The following is a 12,977-nucleotide window of genomic DNA, read 5'->3' on the forward strand; positions in this document are numbered from 1 at the left end:
CGAGACCTACCCTCGCCCGCTCCCCTGCAAGCCTCGTGCGGCGGGAACGAGACCTTCGACCACCGCGGGTAACCTCTGTGCCTGAGCACGCTGAACATTCGTCATGTCGCTTGCGCGATGGCTGAAGGAGAACCGATGGCCCAGGAGCAGGAATCAACGGCGGAGCGCACTCTCGTGCTCCTCAAGCCCGACGCGGTGGTACGGGGCTTCGCCGGGAAGATCATCTCCCGCTTCGAAGACGCGGCCCTGAAAATCATCGGGATCAAGATGAAGCGGATGAACGCCGAGTTCACCAGGCGCCACTACTTCGACCTCGAGGAGCGTCTCGGATCTGAGGTCTACAACTTCACGGCCGCGTTCATGCAGCAGGGCCCAGTCATCGCCTTCGTCCTGGAGGGCTTCGACGCCGTTGCCACCGTTCGCAAGATTGTCGGCAGCACCTACCCCAACGAGGCTCCGGCCGGCACGATCCGCGGAGACCTCTCCCACTACAGCAAAATGGCCAGCGTGGCGTCCGGCAAGGCGGTCGCGAATCTGGCAGCGTCGAAGTGCTCTTCTCCGAACACTTCCTTGAGCACATCGACTACCCATGCTCTGCGAAGCACTACGTCCGCGAAGCACACCGCGTCCTCGCTCCAGGGGGCCTGGTCATCACAGGCGTACCCGACGCGGCGTTCGTCCTCAGCCAGTACCCCGCTCACGTCGATCAAGCCCCCGAAATGATCAGCCGCTGGTACGCCAAACGCAACTGCCTCGACGACATCAACACCTACCTCGACCTGATCAACTACGTCTTCCGGGACCAGGTCGACGATGACACCTACAGCCCCCACTACTGGGCCTACGACCACGAAAAGCTCGTGAGCCTCTTCGCCACGGGCGAATTCGCCACAGTGGACCCATGGCCGTTCGACCCGAGCCTCGCCAATCCCAAGCGCCAGTGGGGAAGCGTCTACGTCGTCGCGACGAAGGCGGCGGCCAGGCCCGCCACAGGATGAAGTTCGCGTGGCGCGTTGACTGCAGGTGAGACGACTCATCAGCCAACCGAAGTCTCATCTGCGGCTATTCACCGGCGGACACGGCACGTCGTGCCTGGAGGATCAGGCGGTGGGCTTCGGCGCCGTAGGCCGCGTTTCTTTCCAGTGCTTCCCAGGCGGAGACATGGACGGCCACGTCCGCCGGATCGTCCAGCCACATCTCCGCGTGCCAGGTCTCGGTGATCACCAGCCGATCGTCATGGAGTGAGAAACCGACGCCTGCGGGGACGTTCATGTCCGAGGCGAAGGGCACCACGCCCAGGCGTACATGTCCTGGGCCGAGCCGGGTGGCGAGGTGTTCGAGTTGGGCCGAGAGAACGTCAGAGGTGCAGGGCCGTGCGCGCAGCGCGCCCTCCCAGAGGAGGAAGTGGAAAGTGCGGCCGGACTCTTCAAGGATGTCCTGACGGCGCATGCGTGCCCGCACCGCCGCCTCGATGTCGCGTCGCGCGGTGTGGAGCGCCGCGTAGCGGGTGAGCACCCCGTGGGCATAGTCGGCGGTCTGCAACAGGCCAGGAACGAGGGTCGGGTCGAAGCTCCGGCGGACACGGGTCTGACGGGCCTGCGCACCGTGCGCCTCCTGGACCGAACGGTATCCTCCGGCGAGTTGGCGCCGCCATGACCGGTACTGGGTCTCAAGGCCCCGCAGCCGACCGGCCAGTTCCGCCGACGCTCCGGGATCGCCAGTGGCTTCCGCCCAGGCGGCGAGATCCGCGACTGTCGGCGTCTGTCTGCCGTTTTCCAGCTTGCTGATCTTTGACTGGGTCCACCCCAGACAGTCGGCCAACTGCCGTCCGGTGAGCCCGGCCTCGACGCGCAGTTCACGCAACCGCGCGGCGAGGGACGCTCGGGCTCGCTGGAAGTCGGTACTCACTCAGCGGACGGTACCCGAGCCTCGAACTCCTCGTAGGGCACCGCGTGATGCCATGCGGCGTCGCGCACCTGGCAAGCGCGCAGCACCTCCGCCGGTTCGGTGATCAGTTCCATGCCAATGGTGCGCTCGCCCTCGAAGTGAAAGCGGGCGACCGTGCGTGAGTCGAACAGCCAGAAGTCCCAGAGGTTCAACCCGAGCCGCTCGGCGTCCGAGCGCCACATGCAGCGGATGTCCTCGCCCGCCACCACGTTGGTCCTGCCGCAGGCCAGAAGATAACGCTGCCCGGTGGTCAGCGGATCGTCCACGAGCCGCACGCGTTCGAAACGCTTACCGTTGCCGGTCATCCGACGGACGTTTCGGAACCATGGGTGCCCCACCTCGCCAGCCGTATCGCCCGTCCGCAAGAATTCCTCATAGGAGGGCATCCGCTGATCTGTCAGGTATCCGGTCCGGGTCTCCAGCCGCCAGGCGGTGTGCTCGAAACCGTCGTTGACGAACTCGTTGATCTGTTCCTGGGGAACGAACTCGGGCGTGCGTTCCGCCGTCCTGGGCGCGAAGTCGGCCAGTAGCCGGCGCGGGACCACGACGAAGCCTTCACCTTCTTTGACGGCTTTGAGCTGTGCCACTTCACCGGCGTCGGTCACCGCCTGTCCCTGGACGAGCACTTCTCCCGTCTCCAGATCCTCGTACAGCGTCGGACAGTCACCGATTCCCGAGGTGCTTCCCAGCAACCGAAGCCGTCGTGGCATGACGTTTCCCTCCTCATCGAGACGCAGCAGTCCCAGCGTGAAGGCGACGGTCCCGGGTGAGGAGGTGTGATTCCCGATTATTCTCGCGCCGCCCCGCCCGCTATACCGCGTGCGCGCCGGATCACGGCGGACGGAGCGCCCTCGGAGGCATAAGTGTTGGTCGGCGTCTACGACTTCCCCGGCAGCTACGCGTTTCCCCCAGCCGGATACGGCGAGATCGAACGCTGGTTATGGGCAGTCGCCGTAGGGGCGAAAGCCGCCGGTGCCGACGTACACCTCCTCGGGCCCGCCTGGCGTGACGACCTCCGGCCGGAATGGACCCGCGAGCCAGTGCGCCTTGAGTGCACCCCGCCGCTGGGCCGGGTTCGCCGGGGCCCTGGCCGTCAGCCCACGTAGCGCCGTGCGTTCGACGTGCGTTGGGCCTCTTCCAGGGTGCGGAGGCGGGCCTCCACCTCCGGGGGGACGGGGCGGCGTTCGCGGAGGAGCCAGGGGAGGCCGGCTGTCGCGCGGGCCACCGCTGCCGCCGAGGTCGTGTCGCGGGGGATCGTGCGCAACAGGTGGGCCGTGCGGCGCAGGGCCGGCCGGGGGGCGCGGCGGAGCCAGGTGAACCAGAGGGTGTTGCGGATGCCGTCCGCTCGGCGGCGGGTGGGGTCGCGGAGGCCGGAGGCCGCGTGATGGATCGTCAGGCTCCCGTCGAAGACCAGCCACCAGCCGGCCGCCATCAGGTCGGCGGCCAGCAGCTCTTCCTCGCCGCCCAGCCACAGGCGCGGCGAGAAGCCGCCCGCCGCGCGGAACGCGTCGGTGCGCAGGACCGTCGCGGCGGCCAGGAAGGAGCCGAGGGCCGGGCCGGGGAGCCAGCCGGGGCGGGGCAGCGGCGAGTGGCGCAGCTCCGTCACGATGGGGTCCTCGGTGCCGGCCGGTTCGACCACGATGCGGGCGGTGACGGCGGCTACGCGGGGGTGGGCGTCGAGGAGGTCGGCGGCGGCGGCCAGGGAGCCGGGCGCCCACCAGGTGTCGTCGTCGCAGAAGGCGAGGTAGGGGGTGGTGACCTCGCGGACGGCGAGGTTGCGGCCGATCGCGCCGAGGTTGGCGCCGGGGCTGAGGACGCGGGCCGCCGGGTGGCGGGCCGCGACGGCCTCGGCGGTGCCGTCCGTGGAGCCGTTGTCGGTGATCAGGATCGGGGGGCGTTCGGGCAGCTCGGCGAGCCGGTCGAGGGTGTGGAGCAGCTCGGCCCTGCGGTTGTGGGTGATGATCACCACCGATGTGCGGTCATCCGGCGGCATGGGCGCCCTCCAGTCGGCGGACCTCGGCCTCCACGGCGGCGGGCAGCCGCCGCCGGCCGCGCAGGGCGGCGGGGAGGCGCGGCAGGAGCTGGCCGAGGGCCCGCCGCGCGGTGGCGTCGTCCCGGGCGTCGCGGGCCAGCCGCCCGGTCTGGCGCAGCGCGACCGGGAAGGGGCGGCGCAGCCAGGCGGTGAGGACCTCGTTGCGGCGCGTGTAGGCCACCCGGTGGGGTCTGGGGGCGTCGGCGGGGTGATGGACGGCGGTGACCTGCGGCGCGTAGCAGACGTGCCATCCGGCGGCCGTCAGGTCGTAGGCGAGAAGTGTCTCCTCGCCGCCGATCCACATCAGCGGGTGGTAACCGCCGGTGGCGAGGAACGCGGAGCGGCGCGCCACGGCGGCGCAGCCGAGGAAGCCGAGCACGGCGGGTCCCGGCAGGCCGGGGGCGGTGTCGAGGGGGGACGCGGCCAGCACCTCGTTGATCGGGTCGGGGCTGAGGTCCCGGCCGACGGCGATGCGGGCGGCGAGCAGACCGATGCGCGGCTCGGCGTCCATCAGGTCGACGGCGGCGCTCAGCGCGCCGGGCGCCCACCAGGAGTCGTCGTCGCTGAAGGCGATGTAGCGGGCGGGCAGCGCGCGGACGCCGAGGTTGCGGGCCAGCGGGCCGCGGTTGACGGGCAGGCGGAGGACCCGTACGGCCGGGAAACGTTCGGCGGGGAAACGTTCGGCGACCAGGTCCGCGGTGCCGTCCTCGGAGCCGTTGTCCACGACCATCACCGGGGGCCGTTCGGGCAAGGCCGTCAGCCTCTCCAGGGTGGTCAGCAAGGAGGGGGCTCGGTCGCGCGTGGCGATGACCACGCCGATGGGGGCGGTGGGCTCGGGGCTGATGGGTGGCACGGGCGCCGAGTGCCCCGGCGGCGGCACGCGAAACGTTTCACGCGGTCACGGCGGGTAACTCGGGGCGGATGACGAGCGAAGTCGGACGGACCCTGGTGACAGGGTGGTTCAGTTTTCTGGACGGGGAGGCGACAGCCGGGGACGTGCTGGCCCTGAGCCGGGTGCGGCAGGTGCTCGACGCGCGTGGCGTGCCCTACGACGTCGCCTGGAGTCCCCGGTTCGAGCCGGGCGGGCTCGCGCTGGGCGACGCGCGGCCCGGGGAGTACACGCGGCTGGTCTTCGTCTGCGGGCCGCTGCACGGTCCGCTCATCGCCGGGCTGCACGGCCGTTTCGCGCACTGCCGCCGGGTGGCGGTGGGCGTCTCGGTGATCGATCCGGCGGATCCGGCGGTGACGGGCTTCCACGAGGTGCTGGCGCGGGACGGCGCGGACCGGGTGCCCGAGCAGGATCTGGCGATGCGCGCGCCGCGCGGGCCCGGCGTGCCGGTGGTAGGCGTGCTGCTCACGCGCGGCCAGCGGGAGTACGGGGAGCGGCGGGCGCACGACAGCGTGGCCGGGACCGTGCGGAGCTGGCTGGCGGGCGCGCGCTGCGCGCCGGTGGCGCTGGAGTCCCGGCTCGACCGGGAGGACGGGCTGCTGTGCGGGACGGCCGAGGAGTTCTTGTCGGTGGTGGAACGGCTGGACGCGGTGGTGACCGACCGACTGCACGGGCTGGTGCTGCCGCTGCGGGTGGGGGTGCCGCCGCTGGTGATCGACCCGGTGCGCGGCGGGGCGAAGGTGTCGGCGCAGGCGCGGGCCTGCCGCTGGCCGGCGCTGGTGTCGGCCGAGCGGGTGGCGCCGGCCCGGCTGGACGCCTGGCTGGCGTGGTGTCTGGACCGGGGCGCGGGGGCGGCGCGGCGGCGGCGTCCGCTGGTGGTGGCGGCCGATCCGGCGGACCGGCTGCCGGAGGCGCTCGGCGTGCCGGGGCCGCCCGTGCCCGGCACGCTGGAGGACGGCGTGGTTCGGACCGCCGTGGGCGGGTAGTCGGTGGGGCACTCCAGGCGGAATGCCCGAAATGCGGCACGCACGATCGTGAGGAGAGCAGATGTCGGCTGAGGGATCCCGGGGCAAGCAGGAGCAGCTCGATCCACTGCGCGACCGGCCGCAGGACGGCCCGCTGACGACGAATTTCGGCACGCGCGTCGACGACACCGACAACTCGCTGAGCGCCGGGGAACGCGGCCCGACGCTCATGGAGGATTTCCACTTCCGCGAGAAGATCACCCACTTCGACCATGAGCGAATACCCGAGCGGGTCGTGCACGCGCGGGGCGCGGGCGCCTACGGCGTGTTCCGGCCGTACGAATCGCTCGCGGAGTACACCCGGGCCGACTTCCTCCAGGGGCCGGACCGCGAGACACCGGTGTTCGTGCGGTTCTCGACGGTGGCCGGGTCGCGCGGCTCGGCGGACACCGTCCGCGACGTGCGCGGGTTCGCCACCAAGTTCTACACCAGGGAGGGCAATTACGACCTGGTGGGCAACAACATGCCGGTGTTCTTCATCCAGGACGCCATCAAATTCCCCGACTTCGTGCACGCGGTGAAACCCGAGCCGCACCACGAGATCCCGCAGGCGCAGTCCGCGCACGACACGTTCTGGGACTTCGTGTCGCTCCAGCCGGAGTCGACGCACATGCTGATGTGGCTGATGTCGGACCGGGCCCTGCCGCGCGGTTACCGGATGATGCAGGGCTTCGGCGTGCACACCTTCCGTCTCGTCAACGCGGAGGGGCGCGGCACGTTCGTGAAGTTCCACTGGAAGCCGGTGCTGGGCACCCACTCGCTGGTGTGGGAGGAGTGCCAGACGATCGCGGGCAAGGACCCCGACTACAACCGGCGCGATCTGTGGGAGGCCATCGAGGCGGGCGACTTCCCCGAGTACGAGCTCGGGGTGCAACTGGTGGCGGAGGAGGACGAGTTCCGGTTCGACTTCGACCTGCTGGACCCGACGAAGATCATTCCCGAGGAGACGGTGCCGGTGCGGCCCGTCGGGAAGATGACGCTGAACCGCAACCCGGACAACTTCTTCGCCGAGACCGAGCAGATCGCCTTCCACACGGCGCACATCGTGCCCGGCATCGACTTCACCAACGACCCGCTGCTCCAGGGCCGCAACTTCTCCTATCTGGACACCCAGTTGATCCGGCTGGGCGGCCCGAACTTCGAACAGCTCCCGGTCAACGCGCCGGTGGCGAAGGTCCGCAACAACCAGCGCGACGGCTACGGCCAGCACCGGATCCACCCGGGGCGGACCGCCTACGCGCCCAACTCCCTGTCCGGCGGCTGCCCGGTGCTCGCCTCGCCCGACGCGGGCGCGTACGTCCACTACCAGGAGCGGGTGGACGGCGCGAAGATCCGCAAGCGCAGCGAGAGCTTCTCCGACCACTACAGCCAGGCCACGCTGTTCTGGAACAGCATGGCCTCCTGGGAGAAGGAGCACATCGTCGCGGCGTTCCGCTTCGAACTGGGCAAGGTCGGCACCCGCGAGATCCGGGAGCGCACGGTCGACCGGCTCAACCACGTCGACCACACGCTGGCGACCCTGGTGGCCGAGGGCATCGGGGTGGCGCCGCCCAAGGCACCGGTGACCGAGAACCACGGCCGCACGTCGCCGGCCCTCAGCCTGGCCGAGAGCCCGGCCGAGTCGATCGCCACCCGCCGGATCGCGCTCCTGGTGGCGGACGGGGTGGCCGGGGACGACGTGTCGGCGCTGCGCGGCGCGCTGTCGGGCGGCGGCGCGATCCCCGAGGTGCTGGCCCCGCACGACGGCGAGATCCGCGCGGCCGGCGGCGGCACGGTCGCGGTGGACCGGGCGATGAGCACCATGGCGTCGGTGCTGTACGACGCCGTGTGCGTGCCGGGCGGCGAGGAGAGCGCCCGCACGCTGGGCCAGGACGGCCTGGCCCGGCACTACGTCATCGAGGCGTTCAAGCACGGAAAGGCCATCGCGGCGCTGGGCGCGGGCGTGGAGCTGGTGCGCGGCCTCGGCCTGCCCGGGCTGCGGCTCGCGGCGGACGGCGGCGACGGGACCGAGGGCTCCGCCGGGGACAGGGACGGGGACGGGGACAGCGACGGCCTGGTGGACGACCAGGGCGTGATCAGTGCCACGGACGGCGCGCGGGTCGCCGAGGTGGCCGCGGCGTTCGCGGACGTCATCGCCTGCCACCGGACCTGGGACCGGGACAGCGACCGCGTTCCCGGCTGATGCGGGCATGGCTTCCTCCCCCGCTCCCCGTTTCTCCCGCTTCTCCCGCTCCCCCGCTTCTCCCGCTCCCCCGCTTCTCCCGCGAGCACCGGACGACGCGCATAGTCCGGGGCTCGCGGGGTACTGCCGCGTGGTGCTCGAAGCGCACGGCAGGAAAGGCACGCAGGAAAGGCGGTCAGCATGGCCCAGTTCGTCCACGAAGTCATGACACCGGCGGTCGCGTCGCTGGGGCCCGACGCCTCGCTCGTGGAGGCGGCGCAGCTCATGCGGGCCCAGGACATCGGCGATGTCCTGGTCGCGCTGGACGGCGTACTGCTCGGTGTCGTCACCGACCGGGACATCGCGCTGCGCGCGGTGGCGGAGGGACTGGACCCGCTCACCGTCGAGTGCCAGGCCGTGTGCACCCCCGACCCCGTGTGCGTGGCCCCCGAGGAGGAGGTCGGCACGGCGGCGCGCCTCATGCGTGACCACGCGGTGCGCAGACTGCCCGTCGTCAGCGGGCGCGGGGTGGTGGGGGTGGTGAGCCTCGGTGACCTGGCACAGGACCAGGAGCCGGGTTCGGCACTCGCCGAGATCAGCCGGGCGGCACCGGACTCCTGAGGGAGCCGGGCGGCACCGTGCGGAACGGCGAGAGAGCCGAGCGGGCGGGGTGCCAGGGGGTTGCGGGTCCCCCGGGCACCCCGCCTCCGCGTCGCGGCGTTTCCCGGGTTTCTCGGCGTTTCCCGGGTTTCTCGGTGCTTCTCGGTGCTTCTCGGTGCTTCTCGGCGCGGAGAACCCGAGAACGCGCGAGAAACGCGGGTGGGTCACTCCACGCACTCCCTGCGGGTGGGTCACTCCATGGGGGTGCGGGCCAGCTCGGGCGAGGCGGTGTCCAGCGGAACGGAGCCGGAGCGGACCATGCCCAGCTGCACGGCCTGCCGGGGCAGCACCGCGTCCAGCAGCCAGTCGGCGGCGACGCGGAACCGGTTGCCCGGCATCGCCAGCAGGTGGTAGCCCCGCGTGACGGCACCGGCCAGCGGCCCGGACAGCGGAATCCGGTACGGGTTGGCCGCGGCCTTGACCCCGCCGAGGTCGACGACGAAGCCCTTGTCGTGGTGCTCGTGCGCGCCGCGCTCCCCCATGCCGTAGCGGGCGGCGATGTTGCGCGCGGCCGTCTTGCCCTGCCGCCAGGCGTGCTGGGCGGTCATCGGGGTGTACTTGCCGGGCTGCGTGAGGTCGGGCACGGCGGCGGCGTCGCCGCAGGCGAAGACCTCCGGGTGGTCCGGCACGTTCAGGAAGGCGTCGACGCACAGCCGACCCCGCTCGGTCGGCAGTCCGACGTTGGAGACCAACGGGTCGGGCCGGACACCGACGCACCAGATCAGGCTGCGGGTCGGGACGAACTCCCCGTCGTCCAGCAGCACACCGTCCGGCTTGGCCTCCTTCACCGACATCTTGTTCCGCACGTCCACGCCGCGCTGCCGCAGCACCCGGTCGGCGGTGCGCGACAGCCGTTCGTCCAGCTCGGGCAGCACGCGCGGCGCGATGTCCAGCAGCATCCACCGCGGGCGAAGGCCCTCGGCCCGCTCCCGGCGGACGATCGAGTCGGTGAACATCGCGCCCTGCGCCGCGACCTCCGTGCCGGTGTAGCCGGCGCCGACGACGATGAACGTGGAGCGCGCCCGGCGCTCCTCCTCGTCGTCGGCGTGGGCGGCGAGCTCCAGCTGGCGGACGATGTGGTCGCGCAGGTACAGCGCCTCGGGCAGGCCCCGGAAGCCGCGCGCGTACTGCGCCACGCCGGGGATGGGCAGCAGCCGGCTGACACTGCCGACGGACAGGACGAGGGTGTCGTAGTCCAGCTCGCCGTGGTGCCCCTCGGGGCCGGTGAAACGGATACGGCGGGCGTCGAGGTCCACGCCGGTGGCCTCGCCCAGCACGAGCCGGGTGCCCGGCAGCGTCGCGGTGAGCGAGACGGTGACCCGGCGTGGCTCCAGGATTCCGGCGGCCACCTGGGGCAGCAGCGGCAGATAGAGGAAGTAATCGGTCGGGTTCAGCAGCACGATGTCCGCGCGCTTCCCCATCGTGCGGGAAAGCTGCCGCGCGGTCCGGTAACCGGCGAATCCCGCCCCGACGATCACGATCCGGGGCCGGCTCATGCGCACCTCCTAGACGCGGGAATGTGATGGTGGCGAGTACCCGTCCCCGGCCTTCCCATGCGCTCGGCGCGTCCGGCCGGGCCCGGCGGGCCGGCGCGCGCGCCCGGGGCCGGTGAACACGATCGCCACCGGCGGGTGCCCCTCCCGGCCCGAGTCGCCGTACAGGGTGCGCCAGAACGGTCCCGGCCCGGCGCTGCGCGCCGAACCCGGCTCGCTGACCGTGCGGCGGAAGAAACGCCCAGGGGTCGGTCGGAGGCGCGGCCGGCTCGGCGGAGGGCGGCCGGACGGTCGGGCCTCGGGCCGCACGGGCCGGGACCTCGGCGAGCCGGGGCCTCAGCGGGCGGGAGTGAGGCGGGCGAGCTTCGCCTCGATGCCGCGCCCCTTCGTGCGCACCACGCCGTCGGCCAGCTCGGCCAGTCTGCTGTTGGTGCGCTGCGACTGGCGCCGCAGCAGGTCGAAGGCGGTGTCGGCGTCGCACCCGAGGACGTGCATGAGGATGCCGCACGCCTGGTCGATCACCGGGCGGGAGCGCAGCGCGCTGTCGAGCTGGTCCACCTCGGTCAGGGCACGTTCGTACGCCTGGTCGCGGGCGAGGGTCCGGGTGGCGAGGTCGCCGATCAGGGTGGCGGTGGCGCGGGTCCGGTCGTCCAGCAGGCCGGGCCGGAAGCCGCAGACGGTCACGGTCACGGTGAGCCCGTCGTGGTGGAAGGGCAGGGTCGCGGTGGACCGGACTCCGGCGTCCAGCGCCATGGCGCGATAGTCGGGCCAGCGCCGCTCGGCCAGCAGGTCGTCCGCGCCGACCGGCTCCCCGGTGCGCACCGCGGCGGCGATGGGGCCCTCGCCCGACGTCCACTGGACGGTGACGAGCGGGGCCAGGTCGGGATGGGTGACGGCGGCCCTGGTCGCGGGTCCGCCGAGGTCGTCGTCGGGACCGACGGTCGCCGCCGCGCCGCAGGCCGCGGGCGTGCACAGGGCAGCCCGCTCCGCGAGCTTGACCAGAGCGCGGGCGGAGATGTCCGTCGGCTGCTCATGTGTGCTGTCGGGCATGACCGTCGCCTTCCCGGGCAGTTTGCACCGAAACGATTGACGCTACCCTTATCCGACTTGGTGAGGATTACTGTTCCGGTATGGCCGACGAGGATGAATACGGCACCGAGCTCGCGGACTTCCGCAAGCGGGTGGCGGAGCTGCGCGCGACGCGCGCCCTGCCGGGAGGCGGGGGGCCGGCCAATCTCGATGCCGCTCTTTTCGAACTTCAGTATGTCTCTGATCTGTTGTGGCCGCGCTATGAACGTCTGACCGCCCAACAGCGGAAGTCGGGCCGTGCCACCGACACCAAGGAACAGCAGTTGCTGCGGGCCATCTTCCAACGGCTGCCCGTCCCCGTCCTGTTGCTGGACCGCGAGGGCGTGGTGAGCCGCATCAACTTCGCCGCCAGCCAGCTTTTCGGGCTGCGCGCCGGATACGCCGCCGGCCGTTCGATCACCGCCTCGTTCACGCTGGAGGGCCGGGCCGCCTTCCGCGGCCAGGTCGCCGCCGTGGCCCGCCACGAGGGCAACCGGACCCTGGCCGTCGAGCTGATGCGCGGGCTGGCGGCCGAGTCGGGGGACGCGCAACGGCCGGGGCGGCTGTGGGTGACGCTGGCCGCCGTGCGGCCCCCGGGACATCGGCGCACCTCCGTGCTCGCCGTCTGCCAGCCGACGGCCGAGCGACCGGGGGCCGGGGTGGCCGCGCCGCCCCTTCCGGTGGAGGCCGTGGGCCCGCCCGACCCGGCCGAGGTCAGCAGCCGGGTCGAGCTGATGGACCTGGTCGATGACGTGACGACGGCGCTGCTGTCCGCGTCCGGTTCCGGTCCGGCCGGGGAAGGGCCGCTGGAGCGTGCCTGCGCGGTGCTGCACGGCCGCTTCGCGGACTGGGTGATCGCGGACCGGGCCGTGCCCGGCGGCGGTCAGCTCCGGCGGGTCGCCGTCCTGGCGCCCGGGTCGGGGCCAGGGGCCGGCGACGCGGCGGCGCTCGCGGCGCAGGACCCCGCCGGGGCGCCGCTGATCAGCGAGGCGGCCGGCGCGGGCGGCTCGGCCCTCCAGATCCGGCCGGAGGACGCGCACGCGCTGGGCGAGGCGGGGAACGGCGTTCCGGTGCTGGCGCTCACGGAGGCGTCGTCGCTGCTCTGCGTGCCGCTGCGGCTGCCGTCGGGGGCGGTGCTCGGGGTCGTCACTCTGCTCCGCGCCGGGGGCCGTCGTGACTTCGGGCTGGCCGAGGCGAGCGCGGTCGAGCGGATTTCCCGGCATATCGCCCTCGCCCTGCGCGCCGCCTGACCACGTGGGGCAGCACGCCCCACAGCGCGGAGCACAGCAGGAACGCCCACACGGCGGTCGCGATCCCCGCGCTCCGCCCGACCGCCACGTCCACGACCAGCATCAGCGCGCCGGCCAGGGCCAGCGCGAGCGCGCCCAGCCCCGCCGTCGTCAGCCGGGAGGAGACCTCCACGATCTCCCGTTTGGCGCCGCGCCGGAACAGCTGCCGGTGCAGCGCCGCGGGAGCGGTGAACAGGACCGTCGCGGTCATCGCCAGCAGCAGCGTGACCACGTAAGTGGTGCGCTGGACGTCGTCCAGGGACGGGAAGCGGGCGGTGAACGCCAGCGTCAACAGGAAGGCGAAGAGGATCTGCACCCCGGTCTGGGTGACCCGCAGCTCCTGGAGCAGCTCCGCGAAGTTCCGGTCGTCACGTTCGGGCGGTGTCTCGTCGCGCGGCCTCGGTCTCGGCATG

12 protein-coding genes and 2 pseudogenes are annotated in these 12,977 nt (G+C 72.2%); 7 read left to right on the plus strand and 7 right to left on the minus strand.

The window, feature by feature from the left end:
* Positions 1 to 135: 135 nt before the first annotated feature.
* The 3 genes and pseudogenes from OIE51_RS04010 to OIE51_RS04020 form a co-directional block, all read left to right on the plus strand.
* Positions 136 to 537, plus strand: a pseudogene (locus OIE51_RS04010) (nucleoside-diphosphate kinase); the annotation flags it as partial.
* Between the two features lie 11 nt (positions 538 to 548).
* Positions 549 to 599: pseudogene (locus OIE51_RS04015) on the plus strand (hypothetical protein); the annotation flags it as partial.
* A 120-nt stretch (positions 600 to 719) separates the two neighbouring features.
* Positions 720 to 998, plus strand: coding sequence for a hypothetical protein (locus OIE51_RS04020; RefSeq protein WP_326600816.1), 279 nt, complete (start codon positions 720 to 722; stop codon positions 996 to 998).
* A gap of 64 nt (positions 999 to 1,062) precedes the next feature.
* Here the strand turns inward: OIE51_RS04020 and OIE51_RS04025 are convergent, their stop codons facing one another.
* The 4 genes from OIE51_RS04025 to OIE51_RS04040 all read right to left on the minus strand — a co-directional run bounded on the left by OIE51_RS04025 (position 1,063) and on the right by OIE51_RS04040 (position 4,832).
* Positions 1,063 to 1,908 (minus strand): helix-turn-helix domain-containing protein, encoded by an 846-nt coding sequence (locus OIE51_RS04025; protein WP_326595551.1) that lies wholly within the window; start codon positions 1,906 to 1,908, stop codon positions 1,063 to 1,065.
* On the minus strand, positions 1,905 to 2,657 hold the full coding sequence (locus OIE51_RS04030) for a DUF6879 family protein (RefSeq protein ID WP_326595552.1): 753 nt from the start codon (positions 2,655 to 2,657) through the stop codon (positions 1,905 to 1,907). The genes OIE51_RS04025 and OIE51_RS04030 overlap by 4 nt, the downstream gene beginning before the upstream one ends.
* Positions 2,658 to 3,040: 383 nt before the next feature.
* On the minus strand, positions 3,041 to 3,940 hold the full coding sequence (locus OIE51_RS04035; protein ID WP_326595553.1) for a glycosyltransferase family 2 protein: 900 nt from the start codon (positions 3,938 to 3,940) through the stop codon (positions 3,041 to 3,043).
* Positions 3,927 to 4,832, minus strand: a complete 906-nt coding sequence (locus OIE51_RS04040; RefSeq protein ID WP_326595554.1) for a glycosyltransferase family 2 protein — start codon at positions 4,830 to 4,832, stop codon at positions 3,927 to 3,929. Before OIE51_RS04040 ends, OIE51_RS04035 begins: the two co-directional genes overlap by 14 nt.
* 68 nt (positions 4,833 to 4,900) lie before the next feature.
* On the opposite strand from OIE51_RS04040, the gene OIE51_RS04045 reads away from it, so the two are divergent.
* From OIE51_RS04045 to OIE51_RS04055, 3 genes are all read left to right on the plus strand, one after another.
* Positions 4,901 to 5,854, plus strand: a complete 954-nt coding sequence (locus tag OIE51_RS04045; protein WP_326595557.1) for a polysaccharide pyruvyl transferase family protein — start codon at positions 4,901 to 4,903, stop codon at positions 5,852 to 5,854.
* 61 nt (positions 5,855 to 5,915) lie between these two features.
* Entirely contained in the window at positions 5,916 to 8,075 is a 2,160-nt protein-coding gene (locus OIE51_RS04050) for a catalase (RefSeq protein ID WP_326595559.1), read from the plus strand.
* Positions 8,076 to 8,255: 180 nt separating this feature from the next.
* Positions 8,256 to 8,675 carry a CBS domain-containing protein gene (locus tag OIE51_RS04055; protein ID WP_326595561.1) on the plus strand — a complete coding sequence of 140 codons (420 nt, stop codon included), beginning with the start codon at positions 8,256 to 8,258 and terminating at the stop codon, positions 8,673 to 8,675.
* A 230-nt stretch (positions 8,676 to 8,905) separates the two neighbouring features.
* On the opposite strand, the gene OIE51_RS04060 is transcribed toward OIE51_RS04055, so the two are convergent.
* On the minus strand, positions 8,906 to 10,210 hold the full coding sequence (locus OIE51_RS04060) for an NAD(P)/FAD-dependent oxidoreductase (RefSeq protein ID WP_326595562.1): 1,305 nt from the start codon (positions 10,208 to 10,210) through the stop codon (positions 8,906 to 8,908).
* Positions 10,211 to 10,543: 333 nt separating this feature from the next.
* A complete protein-coding gene (locus tag OIE51_RS04065; protein ID WP_326595563.1) occupies positions 10,544 to 11,257 on the minus strand; it encodes an ANTAR domain-containing response regulator in 714 nt (237 codons plus the stop codon).
* Between the two features lie 80 nt (positions 11,258 to 11,337).
* Here OIE51_RS04065 and OIE51_RS04070 point away from each other — a divergent pair, with 80 nt between their 5' ends.
* Entirely contained in the window at positions 11,338 to 12,525 is a 1,188-nt protein-coding gene (locus OIE51_RS04070; protein WP_326595564.1) for a PAS domain-containing protein, read from the plus strand.
* Here the strand turns inward: OIE51_RS04070 and OIE51_RS04075 are convergent.
* Entirely contained in the window at positions 12,422 to 12,976 is a 555-nt protein-coding gene (locus tag OIE51_RS04075) for a DUF6328 family protein (RefSeq protein ID WP_326595565.1), read from the minus strand. The two genes, OIE51_RS04070 and OIE51_RS04075, sit on opposite strands and share 104 nt — an antisense overlap.
* Between the last annotated feature and the right edge of the window lies 1 nt (position 12,977).

The organism is Streptomyces sp. NBC_01803, from assembly GCF_035917415.1.
Classification (GTDB): Bacteria; Actinomycetota; Actinomycetes; order Streptomycetales; family Streptomycetaceae; genus Streptomyces.